The organism is Acinetobacter sp. YH16056_T (assembly GCF_024605895.1).
In the GTDB taxonomy this organism is placed as follows: domain Bacteria; phylum Pseudomonadota; class Gammaproteobacteria; order Pseudomonadales; family Moraxellaceae; genus Acinetobacter; species Acinetobacter amyesii.
The window spans coordinates 1,967,780-1,984,271 of record NZ_CP094545.1; the positions used below are offsets into that span (position 1 = coordinate 1,967,780).

17 protein-coding genes are annotated in these 16,492 nt (G+C 39.9%); 3 read left to right on the forward strand and 14 right to left on the reverse strand.

Translation table 11 applies throughout. The features are described 5' to 3' along the window. Positions 1-19: 19 nt before the first annotated feature. Positions 20-1,522: a chromosome partitioning protein ParB gene (locus MST17_RS09780; RefSeq protein WP_180026846.1), complete on the forward strand. Its 1,503-nt coding sequence runs from the start codon at positions 20-22 to the stop codon at positions 1,520-1,522. 44 nt (positions 1,523-1,566) lie between these two features. Here MST17_RS09780 and tsaD read toward each other — a convergent pair whose 3' ends face one another. Beyond that, positions 1,567-2,583: a tRNA (adenosine(37)-N6)-threonylcarbamoyltransferase complex transferase subunit TsaD gene (gene tsaD / locus MST17_RS09785; protein ID WP_180026847.1), complete on the reverse strand. Its 1,017-nt coding sequence runs from the start codon at positions 2,581-2,583 to the stop codon at positions 1,567-1,569. 146 nt (positions 2,584-2,729) lie between these two features. Between tsaD and rpsU the strand changes: the two genes are divergently transcribed. After that, complete coding sequence (rpsU, locus tag MST17_RS09790) at positions 2,730-2,945, forward strand: 30S ribosomal protein S21 (RefSeq protein ID WP_001136722.1); 216 nt, start codon at positions 2,730-2,732, stop codon at positions 2,943-2,945. 39 nt (positions 2,946-2,984) lie between these two features. Continuing rightward, entirely contained in the window at positions 2,985-3,431 is a 447-nt protein-coding gene (locus MST17_RS09795) for a GatB/YqeY domain-containing protein (protein ID WP_078193617.1), read from the forward strand. A 114-nt stretch (positions 3,432-3,545) separates the two neighbouring features. Here the strand turns inward: MST17_RS09795 and MST17_RS09800 are convergent, their stop codons facing one another. The 13 genes from MST17_RS09800 to MST17_RS09860 all read right to left on the reverse strand — a co-directional run bounded on the left by MST17_RS09800 (position 3,546) and on the right by MST17_RS09860 (position 16,454). Continuing rightward, positions 3,546-4,103 (reverse strand): GNAT family N-acetyltransferase, encoded by a 558-nt coding sequence (locus tag MST17_RS09800; RefSeq protein WP_180026848.1) that lies wholly within the window; start codon positions 4,101-4,103, stop codon positions 3,546-3,548. 47 nt (positions 4,104-4,150) lie between these two features. After that, on the reverse strand, positions 4,151-4,510 hold the full coding sequence (locus MST17_RS09805) for a hypothetical protein (RefSeq protein ID WP_180026849.1): 360 nt from the start codon (positions 4,508-4,510) through the stop codon (positions 4,151-4,153). A 121-nt stretch (positions 4,511-4,631) separates the two neighbouring features. Beyond that, the gene (locus MST17_RS09810; protein WP_180026850.1) at positions 4,632-6,071 is read right to left on the reverse strand and encodes a M48 family metalloprotease; all 1,440 of its coding nucleotides are present in this window, start codon (positions 6,069-6,071) and stop codon (positions 4,632-4,634) included. An 85-nt stretch (positions 6,072-6,156) separates the two neighbouring features. Then, positions 6,157-7,128, reverse strand: coding sequence for a D-glycerate dehydrogenase (locus MST17_RS09815; protein WP_180026851.1), 972 nt, complete (start codon positions 7,126-7,128; stop codon positions 6,157-6,159). Between the two features lie 20 nt (positions 7,129-7,148). Continuing rightward, positions 7,149-7,796, reverse strand: a complete 648-nt coding sequence (locus MST17_RS09820; RefSeq protein ID WP_180026852.1) for a hypothetical protein — start codon at positions 7,794-7,796, stop codon at positions 7,149-7,151. A gap of 174 nt (positions 7,797-7,970) precedes the next feature. Beyond that, positions 7,971-9,860 (reverse strand): M48 family metalloprotease, encoded by a 1,890-nt coding sequence (locus tag MST17_RS09825; RefSeq protein WP_180026853.1) that lies wholly within the window; start codon positions 9,858-9,860, stop codon positions 7,971-7,973. A gap of 91 nt (positions 9,861-9,951) precedes the next feature. Continuing rightward, positions 9,952-11,490 (reverse strand): amidophosphoribosyltransferase, encoded by a 1,539-nt coding sequence (gene purF / locus MST17_RS09830; RefSeq protein WP_078193623.1) that lies wholly within the window; start codon positions 11,488-11,490, stop codon positions 9,952-9,954. 24 nt (positions 11,491-11,514) lie between these two features. Further along, positions 11,515-12,102 (reverse strand): CvpA family protein, encoded by a 588-nt coding sequence (locus MST17_RS09835; RefSeq protein WP_078188866.1) that lies wholly within the window; start codon positions 12,100-12,102, stop codon positions 11,515-11,517. 5 nt (positions 12,103-12,107) lie between these two features. Beyond that, entirely contained in the window at positions 12,108-13,109 is a 1,002-nt protein-coding gene (locus MST17_RS09840; protein WP_180003012.1) for a quinone-dependent dihydroorotate dehydrogenase, read from the reverse strand. 90 nt (positions 13,110-13,199) lie between these two features. Next, on the reverse strand, positions 13,200-13,679 hold the full coding sequence (gene gspM, locus MST17_RS09845; RefSeq protein ID WP_168378926.1) for a type II secretion system protein GspM: 480 nt from the start codon (positions 13,677-13,679) through the stop codon (positions 13,200-13,202). After that, entirely contained in the window at positions 13,679-14,818 is a 1,140-nt protein-coding gene (gene gspL, locus MST17_RS09850) for a type II secretion system protein GspL (RefSeq protein ID WP_180026854.1), read from the reverse strand. Before gspL ends, gspM begins: the two co-directional genes overlap by 1 nt. Positions 14,819-14,845: 27 nt before the next feature. Next, positions 14,846-15,301: a histidine phosphatase family protein gene (locus tag MST17_RS09855; RefSeq protein WP_078193626.1), complete on the reverse strand. Its 456-nt coding sequence runs from the start codon at positions 15,299-15,301 to the stop codon at positions 14,846-14,848. A 79-nt stretch (positions 15,302-15,380) separates the two neighbouring features. Beyond that, positions 15,381-16,454 (reverse strand): NAD(P)H-dependent glycerol-3-phosphate dehydrogenase, encoded by a 1,074-nt coding sequence (locus MST17_RS09860; protein WP_180026855.1) that lies wholly within the window; start codon positions 16,452-16,454, stop codon positions 15,381-15,383. Positions 16,455-16,492 lie beyond the last annotated feature (38 nt).

The window sequence follows — 16,492 nt, forward strand, 5'->3', positions numbered from 1 at the left end:
CTAACCAAAGGCAACTCTTATGTCAAAAAAAAGATCTCTTTCTGAAACAGAAAAGCTAGAAGTTCAAAGAATCCAGCGTTCAACTGATGGGGCTTTAAGATGCTATATTTCTGGAGAAATTATTAATTTAGAAAATGATGCTATTGAATATGATCATTTAAAAGCTTTCGTGAATGGTGGAGATACAGATACTTCCAATATGCGAATTTTTTTAAAAAAATTTAATAGAGAAAAGGGGAAAATGCCTCTTGAAGCCTATAAAGAATATTTTAATTTAAAACGACTATATGAAGAAAAAGATAATAAAGTTAAACTTCAAGATATCCTTGCTTTCAAAAATATTCAACGCGAATCTTTTTACTTAATTTTAAAAGATGGCAATATTAATTTTCTTGGTAATGATAATAAAAATTATTCATACGAATTATTCTATGATCCTAAACTTGAGATTGAATATTTTTATGCTCAATTACCTATATCTTGGCTTAAAAATGATGATGAACAAGGGCTTCAGCCTCGTGTTATTGATTTTAAAAGATTAAATCAACTACACAAACACTTTCAGTCTTATCCTCAACTTGCTCCTTCTATTGCACGTCTTGTCAACAACGAGATTAAGTTATTCGATGGGCAACACAAACTTGCAGCCCAAATATTAAACAACAATAAGACCATAGATATAAAAGTGTATATCTCTCCTAATGATGAGATAAAAGCTAAAAATATTTATGAAAAACTTCTAAAAACTAATTTAGAAGCTCATTCTAAACTAGCCCAAGTTTCTTTCTATACAAATACACTATTTCAAAAATGGAATGAAATGTATTCTATTAAGTGGGAAGAATATGTTGAACTAAATCCTAATGAAAAACACAGCGAATATAACTTCTTAAACTTTTTACTCAAAAAGCATGAAAGGTCAGAAGTAAAAAATATGTTTGAAGCATCTATAATTAAGAATGTACACGACCAATCTGCCCTCAAGAAATACACCGCGGAATCAAATAAAGACTCTACATTCCCACTATCACAAGATTTACTCAAAAAAACCATTTTCAAAAATACTTTATTTTTAAATCCATCTGATGCAGTTATTGATTCTATAGACGATTTTAGAGACAGTGAAAAAAATAACTATCATTTATTAGCAAAAATTCTCGTAGAAGAGAGTGGAATCGAAAAATGGAGTCCAAATAAACAAGATTCAAATCCTGAAGCGATAAAAGCCAGAAGAATCTGGAACAAAGCATCTGTTTTAACTTGGGCTCCGTTTTTAAGTGCTATGTTAAATGCTATTTTTAAATTATTCGACAAAGAATCACAAGACAAGAAATTATACAGACACACTATGACTGAAGATGAACAAAAAGAATTGAGACTATTTTTAAATAGATTATTTAATCATCCTTTCTGGTTACAGAATGATCCAGCCATAGATAAAGCTTTTGCTGCTGCTTCAAGCTTAAAAAGCTTATTTGATCAACAGAATTTAAAGATTCAATATATTTTAAGTGGAAAGTGATTTGAAAAAAGAAAAGAGGCTTTCGCCTCTTTTCTTTTTTCAAATCACCCTTCCGTTGGATTAGTTAATTCCGTCATCGGCCAACGTGGAGTCGTCGTCACAGACAAACCATCATGCTGACCCGCTTTAAGACGCTGATAACCAGCAAATGCAATCATTGCGCCATTATCTGTACACAGTGCAGGTTCTGCATAAAACACATTTGCACGGATTTTTGCCAAATCAGCCTCTAAGCGCTCACGTAAACGCTTGTTTGCACTTACACCGCCGGCAATAACTAAACGTTTTAAACCAGTTTGTTTTAAGGCTTTAACTGATTTTTTCACCAATGTATCAACCAACGCTTCTTGGAAAGATGCAGCGATATCCGCCTGACGACCTTCGCCTTCAACTTTTTTCAATTGAACTGAAACGGCAGTTTTTAAACCACTAAATGAAAAATCTAAGCCTTGGTGTAGCATTGGACGTGGAAATTCAAAGGCATTGATGTCGCCATTGATCGCCAATTTCGAAATATTTGGACCACCTGGGTATGGTAGACCCATCATTTTAGCGACTTTATCGAATGCCTCACCCGCTGCATCATCAATCGACTCACCCAATAATTCATATTGACCGATTCCATAAGCAGCCATCAATTGAGTATGTCCGCCAGAGACTAAAAGTGCTACAAATGGAAATTCTGGTGGAGTTTTAGACAACAAAGGCGCCAACATATGACCTTCCATGTGATGCACACCAATTGCAGGTTTATTCAGTGCAAATGCCAATGTGCGACCAAACAATGCACCAGTCATTAAGGCACCCATCAAGCCCGGCCCGCGAGTATATGCAATTGCATCAATTTCAGATTTATCCATCTGACTTTCTTCAAGCAATTGTTTTATTAGAGGAATTAACTTGCGCACATGATCACGTGAAGCTAATTCAGGTACCACACCACCATATTCTGCATGCAGTTTGATTTGGCTATACAATACTTGTCCGCGTAATCCTTGCTCACTATCGTAGAGTGCGAGTCCTGTTTCATCACACGAAGTTTCCAAGCCTAAAACGATCATTAAACTGCCTTTTGCCCATTTCAAAATATTGCGAAACCTATTATAGACTTGTGATATGAGATGTAAATGAGTAAAATACTGACCTTCACTTGTGATCAAGGGTAATTCGACCCGAGATCTTATCCATAACTTAATGAGGATTCTTCATGCCACAAGTTAAATTGAAAGAAGGCGAACCAGTAGACGTAGCTATCCGTCGTTTCAAACGTTCATGCGAAAAAGCAGGTGTTCTTGCTGACGTTCGTAAACGTGAATTCTACGAAAAACCAACTCAAGAACGTAAACGTAAAAAAGCTGCTGCTGTTAAACGCTACCAAAAGAAATTGGCTCGCGAATCAGTACGTACTACTCGCCTTTACTAAGATTAATTTGTGATTGATTGACTAACCTGGACAAGATAAATGACTACTTTAAAAAACCAAATAACTGAAGTTTTAAAAGCCGCTATGCGTGCTAAAGAAATGGATAAGTTAACGGTAATACGTAGTCTACAGGCAGCAATCAAGCAAATCGAAGTCGATGAGCGCATAGAGCTTGACGATAAGCAAGTTCTTGCGGTCATTGAAAAGCAAATCAAACAACGCAAAGAATCGGTTAAAGCCTTTTTAGGTGCAAACCGAGATGATTTAGCTAGTAAGGAACAAGCCGAGATTGAGGTGTTATCTCAATTTCTACCAGAAGCTATGACTGAGGAAGAACTTGATTCCATCATTGCGCAAACGATTACTGCGCAAGAAGCTACTAGCATGAAAGATATGGGTAAGGTGATGAACTCTCTACGTCCGCTCATAGCCGGACGTGCCGATCCTGCACAAGTTTCAGCTAAAATTAAAGCGAAACTCTCTTAATCTTTCATCTATATTGTTTGATTTGGTCTATTTAAGTACGCTGATGACTTAAATAGCCAAATTATCCAAATTCAAAAATAATTCAAATTCATTCATCATTTATAATTTTCTTTCTTATCTAACGATTTCATACTTACAAATATCTCGCCAACTTCCATCTACTGGATTTTGAATTGCCGCTTCATCGATTTCAATCAATTTAAAATTTGCTCGTTCACATAGACGTCGCGCTCGCTTGTTTTCCACATCTACAAAAGCATTTAATTGCTGGAATCCTAGATCATTTAATAATTGATCCACAAATAACTGCAAAGCTTCTGTCATCAAACCCTGCCCTTTAAATTCAACATTTCCCCAAAATCCAACGGCAGCTTGATTTTCCATCCAATTGATTTGATGAATATCCATGACACCTAAAAAGTTATGCGACTGTTGCTCACGAATCACGTAAACAAAATTTTCCTGATTTAACGCAGCCAACACCCTCGAATCACAAAATGCCAATGAAGCATCTAAATTAGGTTCTTGTAAGGACCAAACCAAACTTGCAGGAAACATTCGTAAGGTTTCTATACTTTGACAAATCGCCTCATAAAGTGCTTTTGCATCGTGGCGCTGAATCAACTGAAGCGTGATTCTGCCATGACTCATACCAAAATCATCGAGTTTCATTTTTATTCAGTTTCTCGTGATGATTTAAAATGCTTATAAATTTATTTTTAATTTAGGGTACATTGCACATTATATTTTTTTAATAATTGCATCTCTTTTGATGCGATCACCTGCTGAATCACATCCTGCTTATTCATATTACGGTACTCACGATCTAAAAATGCACGATTTTCGTCTGCAGCACGATAAAGATCATTCACATAAGTCTGAACAATACCGCAGTATTTCACTTGCTGGTCTGCTTTAAATCCCTGTTGCTGCGGGTCTAACTGACTAAAAAATTGGCGTACATCAGTTTTATATTTTTCGTTAATATCATTCACAGCAATCACATATTGTTCTGCGCTAGCTGCTGCAATATTCGTTGCTAAGCCCAACAGACAGGCCGCCAAAATCATATTTTTCATTTGTAAGTTCTTAATCATAAATATTTTACATCCAGCTAGTTTACACTGATTAATCTAAGCCACTAAAACTACAATTTGCACTTTATAATCAACATAGATAAGTGCATCACAGTTGAAATCTTTATATTTTTAATTTCCGTTCATTTTGCATTTCGTCTACACGCTGCTTGATTTTTGCAGAAAGACTTTTCGAGTCTTTGGCGATGCGCTGTGCCTGTAACAAAGATTTAATCGCGCGTTCTTCATCCCCGCCCCAATACTCTACTTCAGCTCGATATCGCAGCACATTGACCGAACGGAAGCTTGCGTCTTTGTCTGCATCAGCCATTTGCAACATGAGTCGCCAACCACTCAAGTCACGTGGATTTGCTTGTAAAAATCGCTGTAGAATCAGTTGTGCTTGCGCATATTCTTTGTTTCGAATCAAAGCCTCTGCATATTTATAATTTAAAGCACGATTTTCAGGCATAATGATTGCCGAACTTTTCACAGCGTTCACGGCTTCAGCCGCTTTGTTTTGCCCCAACAGCACATCGGTCTGCAAAATAGTAAAAAGTGCATGCGAAGCATTTTGTTTTGCTGCTTCATTTAATAACTTTTGAGCAGCACTAAAGTCACCTTGTTTAATATGCAAGCTCACCAAAGCCAACTCAGCTGCATAATTCTTTTGCGCCACCATCGCATTTAATTGCAATTCAGTCGCCTGACCTGACAATACTCGACTATACCAGCGCAGAATTTCAAAATCTTGATCAACCAAACTGGTTTTAACTTGAGGCAACTGATTGGCACGTAAGCGCGCTTCGCTCATACGCTCCGTGGTTAAAGGATGCGTCAACCAAAAATCAGGCAGAAAGCTCACTCGACTCGTAGAGCGATGCATCACTTCAAAGAAGTCAGCCATGCTCTGCGGATTGTATCCAGCACGATACATATACTGCATCCCGATACGGTCTGCTTCACGTTCTTGATTGCGGCTATAGGTTAGCTGTTTATCCATCAAAGCGGCTTGTGAACCCATCATTACAGCCGCACCGACATCACCATCTGCCTGTGAGGCCACCAAGGCTCCGACCAAAATACCGGCTAGTGACAATAAACCTTGCCCTTTAAAAGCTTCTTGTGAACGACTGTAATGACGTTGTGAGACATGTGCAATTTCATGCGCCATCACCCCTGCCACTTCATCCATGTTGCGAGCTGAATTAATTAATCCAGCATTTAATGCAAATAAACCTCCCGGCACAGCAAAAGCGTTAATTTGTGGATCATTAATTAATAACAAACCGACCGGTTGGTTGAGTTGGGTTTGGCTCAAAATATGCGTAAAGACAGATAAAAGACGATCTTCCATCCACGGATTTTCAGTCACAGGAAGTTGACGATGCACCTCACGATACACCTTCTCGCCAATGGCACGCTCTTTTTGTTGATCCAACAAGCCGACGCCACTACCTATTTCAGGCACAGAAAATTGTGGGGATGAACTAAAATCTACGGACTGCGTCTGCGCCAATGTCGAACAAAGCCCGAGACCACATGCCAGTAAAATCTTTTTCAAAGTCTATTCTCTAAATTTCATATTCGTACTTCATCGAATATAGCATTGAATTTTGGTGAATTATGGAGAAAACTGTTGTGATTGTTTATTCAAATTTTGGATTGACCACATAGCGTGGCGCGCGCTCATGTACCAAAACATCCACTAAATTTTGATAAGCCAATTCCGCCATACGTTTACGGGTTGCCGCTGTTGCTGAACCCACATGGGGTAATGTCACGACATTGGCTAATGTAAATAATGGGGATTCTTGAAGTGGCTCTTGCTCATACACATCTAAGCCTGCTGCAAAAATTTGACCACGACTTAATGCATCGATTAAAGCAGTTTCATCAATCACTGAACCCCGTGAAATATTCACCAATACCGCATGCGATTGCATCAAGGCCAACTCACGTTCACCAATTAAAGCTTTCGATTCTGCATTTAAATCCACTGCAACGACCACAAAGTCAGCACGTTGCAACAAATCATCCAAATCGCAATATTGCGCTGATAAAGATTCAGCCAATTCAATTTTTTCTCGGCGATTATGATAGAGTACATTCATATTAAAGCCGTAGCGAGCACGACGCCCAATGGCTGCGCCAATATGTCCTAAGCCAATAATACCAATAGTTTTAGCAAAGACATCCATGCCAAATTGCTCAGGGCCCACTGTACGCTTCCACTGCCCTTGTTTGGTCCATTGATCCAATACAGGCACTTTACGTGCTGCACTCATCAACAAGGTAAATGCTAAATCTGCTGTAGTTTCCGTCAATACATGTGGAGTGTGGCTCAACCAGATATTTTTTTGGTTTAAAAATGCTAGATCATAGTTGTCATAACCGACACTTACACTTGAGATGACTTTTAATTGTGATGCATGGGCTAAATTTGAGGCATTCAACAAACGTCCCGCACCGATCATGGCGTCAGCATCTTTTGAATGCTCAAGAATTTGCTGATTCACATCGCCCAATTTAGGGCTAATTTGGAAAACTTTAAATTGCTGTTCTAAACGTTGAATTATTTCTTGCTCTATTTGACTAAAAACCACTACTTTTTTTTGCATAAATTTTCCATTTACGTAATTTAAGTATTTTGTCCTGCCTTGTTTTGCATAAATTGCCATAGGCGTTTTTTCAATAAAGGCTGTTCAATCATTTGCTGTAAAGATGCCAGTGGATACACCTTCGCATGCTCTAAATGCGGAATATCGCCTAAGCAAATAACATTTTTATCCAAGCTCATCGCATCGATAAAGCCCTGCACATAAGATGCTGCACCACGACCATCTTGCAAATTCACCCAACCAAACGGCCACTGTAAAGCAAAGAAATCTGCACTGACTGCGCGCTGAATATTGCTCCACAAAACTTGCTGCTCTGCAGTTAATTCTGTGGCATTAATGACAATGACACAGTGCATTAAACAGATGGCTTCTAAGTTAAACGAAGGGATTTGAACAATCGGACGAACTTCAACAGGCTCAACACCCTTAGGTTCATCTTTAGGTGCTTCTACAGGTTGATTTATAACAACATCAACGTTGTTTTTAAGCTCAGTCTGTGATGGAACAGGCGTTGGCTGAGGCGCATTTTTGAGTAGGATTTCAGAGACTATTTCAGGAGCCGCCTGATCTCGCCAAATATTTGAGCTAAATTGCTGACACGGTGCCGCCTGAGGAATCCATACATCAATTCCCATTGCCGCCATTATGCTTCGCTGATGCCCAATCATGCTTTCATTTTCACCTATTCAAGGCTTGATATTCTAACGGGATTCATTGGTTTTTGCTGAACTTTTATAAATCAATTAGATCATACTATTTCTTTAAAGATTCTTTAGAATTGCTCAGACTACTTTTGACTTAAAATTAAACAATTTATTCATAAATCAAGCCGCTATAAATAATTATACGATCATTAAACTATTTTTCTTTTGCATTAGTTCAACTATCTCAGCTGATTCAAATCCAATACGCCAATATAGTAGCTGCAAAACATCCAACTCATCTTGCGTGATAATTCGATCATTCCATAAACATATTTCTGCAACACCAAGGATGCTTAACCGCTCACGCAGCAATAATCCAGAAATATCATTTAGGATTTCAGCCAAGTCTATTGGCTCATCAGATATATCGCGATAGAACTCTAGTTCTTCTTTCGTTAAGATTCGATTGAGGATTTTTTCACGCACTTCGAGTTGGTTATCACTGTTAATTTGTTGCACATGCAACAAGGCATCAATCAAACGCACAATACTCGGTTTTACATCTTCTAAAGATGTAGGTGTATGTGCAGGCAACAGATTTAACTCATATTTGACTGTTTCAAGTAGCAAGGCATCGAGTAGACCAATTTCACCATCTTCTTGAATAATCTTAGCAAGCTTAGTTAAGAACTGCCGAGAAATCGTCGCAGGCATGGTGCCAATATTTTTACATGCCTCATGAAAAATGGAGATATGCACACGACCATCAAGATTCAATAAGGCATCCACAATCGCACGACTCACTTCAGCTTCAGTCGGAATAAACTCTCGATACTGACGAATCATTAAAATAGCAACCATCACCTCACGCGAACCCGTTGCTGTTTGTAAGGCACGTTGGATCAATTCAGGCCGCTGCCAATTTTCACGAATCTCAGGGTTCAACGGTTTAATTGCATCTCGTATCGCAAAACTAATCGGTGATAAGCGCAGTAAAGGCAATGGTTGTGGCGAATTCCATGGTGTTGCAACATCTGGATTAGCTTCTTCCAATGAACGGAATAAATAAAATAGCGGTTGGTTTCGCAGTTTTTTTAAATTTTCTAGTTGCAGGTCATGAATGAGCGCCGGATTTAATTCAAAAATGCGCTGTTCAATACTTGGGTGAATATTCATCCAGTTTTGCGGACTGAGTGAGTTTGCAAAACACATATGAGAAATCGATTCCGCATATTCACTATGAATTTGCGAACCTGAATGATGCACATAAATCCTTAATAAGGTTTGAATATTGGCATCATTTTGAATCAGACGTTTAGTTTTCTGGTCATTACGATAGGTTCGAGAACCCAAAGAGATATATTTAATAAAGCGGGAAATCAAAACACCTAAACTACCGATCAACCAAATAACTGCGCCAATCGCTACAAAGAGCGTTTCAAACTTATTGTCCCGTGCTTGTCCATTTTTATAGAAACCACGTTTTGCAATTTTACTGCCCCACTGACTAAAGGTCGTCAAACCGCTATATAAGATTTTCAAACGGGTATTTTCAGCAGCTTCCCCCGACAAGATTTTATTAAATTCATGGCTCAGCAAACCATACATTTCCATCTCATCTAGGGTTTGTAAGGCACCCCAGGTTAAAATGATCGATGTATCTCGAGGGCTAAAACCAGCGGTGAGCGCATTCACACCCACTTCATCAGGTAAGACATAAAGTGCAGGAGTATCGATTAGAAAGGTATCTGCCAGTTGCTCCGTCATACGCAGTGCAACACTTTCTTCAGGAATACTTTCAATGAGACTCAGACGTCGCGCACCTAACTGTTTTGCAAGTGAATAGCCGCCTAAGCGAAAGGTGTAAAAATCATAGAGAACTGAAACCAACATAATCAGCAGTACAGTAGCCACTAAAAATGGGCTAAGGACATGCCAATAGATAGACTGAGTGGAATCATAATAATCCACAATTAAACCGACAATTACATTAATAATTGCGACGGTCAAAAACACTGCCGCCATACACATGGTGACAGGCCAAAACATATTTTTGTTTTTTATAAAATCATAACCCACACGTCTCAATGTAATACCCTTAAGCTACATTGTCTTTTGTTTGCTCATCATAAATGAAAAAAGCGGGAAATTCCCGCTTTTTCAGTGTGTTTTCAGCAGATTATTCTTCGCGAACACCTGTTAAATCCACAGAAGCTGCATCAATGTTAACATCGATATAGGCTGGCTTTTCATTTTTTGCAGAGTCATTACGCTTACGCTCTAAAGCTGCCAAATATTCAGCATCAATACCGCCTGCCACATATTTACCATCAAATACCGAGCAATCAAAGTCTTGTAACTCAGGGACTTTCTTGGTGCGAACAGCAGATTTTAGATCTTCCAAGTCTTGGAAAATTAGGCGATCAGCACCAATAATTTCACGAATTTCTTCAACGCTACGTTCAGACGCAATCAGTTCAGATTTGGCAGGCATATCGATACCATACACGTTTGGATATTTCACCATCGGTGCAGCAGATGCAAAGAATACTTTTTTCGCACCCGCATCACGCGCCATTTGAATGATTTCATTACAAGTCGTACCACGTACAATCGAGTCATCGACCAAAAGTACGTTTTTGCCTTGGAACTCTAGCTCTACAGGGTTAAGCTTTTGACGCACAGATTTCTTACGAAGTTGCTGACCCGGCATAATGAAGGTACGACCGATATAACGGTTCTTCATGAAGCCTTCACGGAATTTCACACCTAAGGTATTTGCAAGTTCTAGCGCCGAAGTACGTGAAGTATCAGGAATTGGGATCACGACATCGATATCGTGCTCATCGCCCCATTCACGTAGAATTTTCTGAGCAAGTTTTTCGCCCATTTTCAAACGTGCTTTGTAAACTGAAATACCGTCAATGGTTGCATCTGGACGCGCAAAATATACGTATTCAAAGATACAAGGACGATATTCAGGGGCTACTGCACACTGCTTGGTCGACATCACGCCATCAGCAGTAATATAAATTGCTTCACCCGGTGCAATATCACGCTCAACCTTAAAGCCGAGCGCTGTAATTGCGACAGATTCAGACGCAATGATATATTCCATACCATTTTCAGTCTCACGCGAACCGTAGATCAATGGGCGAATACCATTTGGATCACGGAAACCAACAAGGCCCTGACCGGTGATCATAGCAACAACCGCATAACCACCTTTGCAACGTTCATGCACACGTGAAACCACGTGGAATACATCTTCAGCGCTTGGTGTAAGTTTTGCGCGTTTTTGCAATTCGTGAGCAAATACGTTTAATAATACTTCTGAGTCTGAATCGGTGTTCATGTGACGTAAGTCAGTCTTGAACAAGTCATCATGAATTTCAGCAGCATTGGTTAAGTTACCGTTATGTGCAAGCGTAATGCCATAAGGTGAGTTTACATAGAATGGCTGAGCTTCAGCACTGCTAGAAGAACCCGCAGTTGGGTAACGAACATGGCCAATACCATAATTACCCTGTAATGCACGCATATGACGTGTGTGGAACACATCACGTACCATACCCGTATCTTTACGCAGGAATAAACGACCATCCTGACAAGTTACGATCCCGGCTGCATCCTGTCCACGATGTTGTAACATCGTTAACGCATCAAACAACATTTGGTTAACAGGTGATTTACCAGCTATACCAACTACTCCACACATAGCAACCTCGCAGACAAGCTAGGGTTAATAAAAAGGATTATTTGTTGACTCACCCGATCCAGAACGTCCGTGCTTGTTCTGCGACTCAGATGGGAGGTCTGAAGATTTCTGAGCATCTTCAGACTGAATATGATGAAGTGCTTGATTTGCAGCATCTTTGGACAATTCGGTTGCCCAAGGCGCATATGGCAATAATGACTGAACCATTTTAGATTGTTTCCAATGTGGTGAACTTTCTACCCAAGGACCTAGCCCCTGCATAGTGATCAGCACCACCAACAATCCTTTTAAGCTTCCAAAAACACCACCTGCCAGTCGATTTAACGGACCGAGCTTTAATGTTTTCAAAATACTGTTCAATAACCATGTCGCGACCCAAGTCATGACTACAATCAACAATACAATAAATGCGAACGCGGCAATCTTCTGTACCACTGGATCTGTACTTAAAGATGTCATCGAAGGTGCAAGGACGGTTGCATACTTTGCCGCAATGACAAGTGCAAGAATCCATCCAATGAAGTTCGCAAAGGCTTTTACAAATCCTTGACGCAAACCGTTAAGCCCTCCAATGAGCAAAATAATCAGTATAAAGATATCAATGGTATTCATGATATTTACAATGCGTCTACGCAGTCTTTTACAAGTGTCGGACCTGTATATATGAGGCCACTATACACTTGTACAAGGCTAGCTCCTGCTTTTTGTTTCGCAACAGCATCCGCGCCCGACAAAATACCACCTACACCGATCAATGGAATTTGACCGTTTAATACTTTAGCAAAAGCCGCCAAACATGCCGTACTTTTTTCAAAGACTGGCGCACCGGATAGACCACCTGCTTCATCACCATATGGAAGGCCTTCAACACCTTCACGTGACAAAGTCGTATTGGTAACAATCAGACCATCAATTTTAAATTTTAACAATTGTTGGGCAATAAAATTAATGTCTTCTGGTTCTAGATCTGGTGCAACTTTAAGTACTAAGGGTACATAATGTTGATTTTCATCCGCCAACTCGAGTTGACGTTTCTTGAGTGTCTCTAACAGTTCAGTCAAAGCATCACCGCTTTGTAAGCTGCGAAGATTTTTTGTGTTAGGAGATGAAATATTAACCGTAATATAAGAAGCGTAGTTATAAACTTTTTCTAGACAAATCAGATAATCGTCAACTGCTTTTTCAACAGGTGTGACTGCATTTTTACCGATATTGATCCCAAGTACACCCTTAAATTTTGCAGCTTTGACATTTTCGATCAGCTGATCCACGCCATCATTATTAAAGCCCATACGGTTAATAATGGCTTTTGCTTTCGGTAAACGAAATAAACGCGGTTCAGGGTTACCTGATTGTGGAAGTGGTGTAATTGTACCAATTTCAATAAAGCCGAAGCCCTGGCTCGCCAGCGCATCGATATAAGCACCGTTTTTATCAAGACCGGCTGCTAAACCAACTGGATTCGGAAATTCGATTCCCATACATGTCACTGGTTTAGACGCCACGTTTTGACGCATCATTCCCATCTTGTGAGAAGATTTCAACAGCGATAATGTTAGCTCATGTGCACGCTCTGGTGCTAAAGTAAACAACAAAGGGCGGGCTAGAGAATACAACATATCTATAAAAGTCTACTGCTTTTTAAGTCGGCATATTATAGGCACAGCACAAATAAAACACCATGCTTAGCAGATCTTTATTTTTACCGATTATTGTACACTCGCTGTTAATTTGACCTGTCCCGCTTCAGAACTTAATTCCATCTTTTCAATACTTAAGCCCATTTGAACCAATTGAGTCAAAAAATTGGCCAGAATTGCATAATTTTCATGCATCACAGCAATCTGTATTTGCTCGCCGACTTGTTGAGATGCTACTGACAAGCCCTGTTGTTGCGATACACGCTGAACTTTTTCCAACGCGCTCAGTTGTGTATCACCTGCTGGTTTCATCGTGACGGCATTACTTTGCATCCAAACAACAGTATCTTTGAGTTCATTCACGCGCTTTTGTTGAAAATTTGCAGCTTTGTTCATATAAAACAGTGCCGAACCAATCGCTGCCACTACAACAAAAATTGTGGTAAAGATCACCATGACTCGTTCACGAGTAGAAAGTTGGTCTAAATAATCAGTGATGCGCTCAATTTGCCCATCTATACGTTGCTGTAGGTTTTCCATTTTTATCATTATTGTATTTTCACCAATCCAATCGCGCCGTTGGCACTTGGTTGAATATTCCCTAATTCGACTTTAAAACCTTGTTGTTTTAATTGATCAGTTAGGGTTTGTAGTACTTCTGCCGAATTAGCTTTTAACTCCATATTCAGCATCGAGGCTTCATAGCTCACACGATTTGCAGAAATTTGGTTTTGCATTAAAACTGGCCCGACACGGCTCAGTAAAGACAAAGCCTGTGCATTGCCCGTTTGACTCTGACGCAATTGTGATTCGAACTGGCTTTTCAGCGTTTGTTCGGTCACAGGATAGCTTTGACCAAACCAATATTTAAATTGATCAATCGCTTGTGCCGCAGTGATATTGGCCACTTTTTTGTATTGATACCAGCGAACTGCATCATAACTAAACTGAGTAATTAGAGCCGCAACCAAAACAGCTGCACAAGCTTTCCAATAACCGCTTACACCCGTATTGGTTTTGGCTTTCGGCAAAACATTCAGTGGATGTTGTTTCGGTTTTTTTATATTGGGTAATTCATAATGAAAAGATTCAATGTGATCATGCGTTACAGCGGCTTCAAGACTATGCGTCTGATCTGAACTTAGATTTGAAATCTTATAGTTCGGCTGACCAATTTGATAATCTAAGTACAAAGCCAAATCATCAACAGATTGCCCGACATATTCACCATTTCGGACCAATAAATGACCGCTGACATTTGCCAAAACATGTTGCCCAGCTTCTGGGCTTGGCAAGACCAAAAAGTCAGGTAATAACGAAATGACTTTTACAGGAATTAGCGTCAAAGCATGCTGCATCGTTTCGACTGTACTATGCGCAATCCCCATGACCGTTAATTCATCCGGACTTTGAAAATGATGCAATACTTTCATTGCATCCAAAGGCAAAATGACATATTCCTCAAGTAAATATTTTACGCCGTCTGGGCCAAGTTTTTTATATTGGTTTTTTGGAAAAATTTGCTGAATGATTTGTACATCACGACTTGGAAAGAAAACAACCGCTTCCTTTCCCGCATGCGGCTGAATTTCCTGAATCAATTGTTCAAGTGTCGATGACTGCTTCCAGAAATCCCCTTCTGACCATTGCCAAACCCCATTGGCTTCGGGCATCCATAAATACAACATTAATTTTTCTGCCGTTTTAATTGGTTTTTATGTTGATGGTATAAACGTTTTAATTTGTGTTGATAACCCTGGAGCAATGACCGCTTGTTCATAAATGCGCGCTTCTGCCAAAGCATAGGGATTAAAATATTCTGAGACCAAAACACTGGCCATATGTGCCACAACGTTCATATGGCACACCACCACAATAGACTCATACGGTAAATGTGACAACCATTCCACTGCAACTTTGGCATCATCTTCCGGTTTGATGGCATTACAAATAACCACAGGCACATGTGGAAAATGTTTTTGCAAAGATGAAAGTGTTTGCTGCGCACGCAGTAGCGGACTCACCACAAAAACGTCTGGTTGAATTATATCTTTCAAATATGCTGCAGTTTCTGCCGCTTGAGTTTGTCCGCGCGCTGTTAAAGGACGCTTTTCATCATTCCCCATTACTGGCGGAGCAGCTTCGCCATGCCTAACCAATGTCAGTTGCATAAAATTTCCTTATTCTATTCCGCACATTATATACAGCCAGTATGACAAAGCTATGTGTATTGCATATTAATCAGCAAACTTAAACTTGCTGATGTGGCAAGACAAATTCAACGTCACTGCGATGTCCATTTTTCATCAATGACAATGCAATGTTCAGGGCCGGCGCACCTTCAAAAATCACTTCATACAATGCACTGGTAATTGGCATATATACACCGAGCTCTTCAGAGCGTGCGCGTACTTGCACAATGGTATTAATCCCTTCCGCAGTTTGTCCTAGTTCTTTGGTGGCTTGTTCTAAGTTTTTACCACTACCGAGTGCAAAGCCAACTTGGTAATTGCGGCTGAGTGGACTACTACAGGTTGCAAATAAGTCACCTACCCCAGACAGCCCTAAGAAGGTTAATGGGTTTGCACCCAATTTCACTGCAAAGCGGCTCATTTCTGCCAAAGCACGTGTCAAAATCATACTCTTGGTATTTTCACCGACACCATAAGCCGCAGCTAGACCCATCGCGACTGCATAGATATTTTTCAGAGCACCGCCCAATTCCACGCCATGCACATCATCACTGGCAAATACACGGAACAACGCACTGTGTAGCGCTTGTTGAACTGCATAACGAACCAGCTCAGATTGGCTTGCGATCACTGTTCCTGCTGGTTGTCCTGCAACAATTTCCTTCGCCAAGTTTGGCCCTGAAAGCACACCATAAGGGACTTCAGGAAGTTCTTCACGAATAATATCGCTCATAAAGCTAAAGGTATTGGCTTCAATACCTTTGGTTAAAGACACCACTGCTTGTGACGTGATAAAAGGCTTGATCTGCTGTAAAACACTACGGAAAGAATGGCTCGGAATGGCCACCAAAATAATGTCACGATTACATACTGCTTGTTCTAAATCTGAAACAGCGAGCAAACCTGCTTCTAATTGAAAATCTGGCAAGTAACGTTTATTAATATGTGTTGCATTGATATCCGCAGCCACCGCCTCATCACGAATCCATATCATGGTGTCACAGCCATTACGTACTGCAGTATTAGCCATCGCAGTACCAAAACTCCCACCACCCAGCACCGTAACACGCAGTGCAGTTTTTTGATCAACTGACACAGGGCTAACAAGACTTGCAAAATCAAGTTCTGACATTGTTCTTTTATCCTAATTTCTTTACTGATCGATCTTGT

Coding starts and splice junctions, on each gene's coding strand:
- MST17_RS09815 (WP_180026851.1), bottom strand. CDS start 7,128: ATGCAAAAAAAAGTAGTGGTTTTTAGTCAAATAGAGCAAGAAATAATT.
- MST17_RS09820 (WP_180026852.1), bottom strand. CDS start 7,796: ATGATTGGGCATCAGCGAAGCATAATGGCGGCAATGGGAATTGATGTA.
- MST17_RS09780 (WP_180026846.1), top strand. CDS start 20: ATGTCAAAAAAAAGATCTCTTTCTGAAACAGAAAAGCTAGAAGTTCAA.
- MST17_RS09805 (WP_180026849.1), bottom strand. CDS start 4,510: ATGAAAAATATGATTTTGGCGGCCTGTCTGTTGGGCTTAGCAACGAAT.
- MST17_RS09800 (WP_180026848.1), bottom strand. CDS start 4,103: ATGAAACTCGATGATTTTGGTATGAGTCATGGCAGAATCACGCTTCAG.
- purF (WP_078193623.1), bottom strand. CDS start 11,490: ATGTGTGGAGTAGTTGGTATAGCTGGTAAATCACCTGTTAACCAAATG.
- rpsU (WP_001136722.1), top strand. CDS start 2,730: ATGCCACAAGTTAAATTGAAAGAAGGCGAACCAGTAGACGTAGCTATC.
- tsaD (WP_180026847.1), bottom strand. CDS start 2,583: ATGATCGTTTTAGGCTTGGAAACTTCGTGTGATGAAACAGGACTCGCA.
- gspL (WP_180026854.1), bottom strand. CDS start 14,818: ATGTTGTATTTATGGATGCCCGAAGCCAATGGGGTTTGGCAATGGTCA.
- MST17_RS09795 (WP_078193617.1), top strand. CDS start 2,985: ATGACTACTTTAAAAAACCAAATAACTGAAGTTTTAAAAGCCGCTATG.
- MST17_RS09860 (WP_180026855.1), bottom strand. CDS start 16,454: ATGTCAGAACTTGATTTTGCAAGTCTTGTTAGCCCTGTGTCAGTTGAT.
- MST17_RS09835 (WP_078188866.1), bottom strand. CDS start 12,102: ATGAATACCATTGATATCTTTATACTGATTATTTTGCTCATTGGAGGG.
- MST17_RS09840 (WP_180003012.1), bottom strand. CDS start 13,109: ATGTTGTATTCTCTAGCCCGCCCTTTGTTGTTTACTTTAGCACCAGAG.
- gspM (WP_168378926.1), bottom strand. CDS start 13,679: ATGATAAAAATGGAAAACCTACAGCAACGTATAGATGGGCAAATTGAG.
- MST17_RS09855 (WP_078193626.1), bottom strand. CDS start 15,301: ATGCAACTGACATTGGTTAGGCATGGCGAAGCTGCTCCGCCAGTAATG.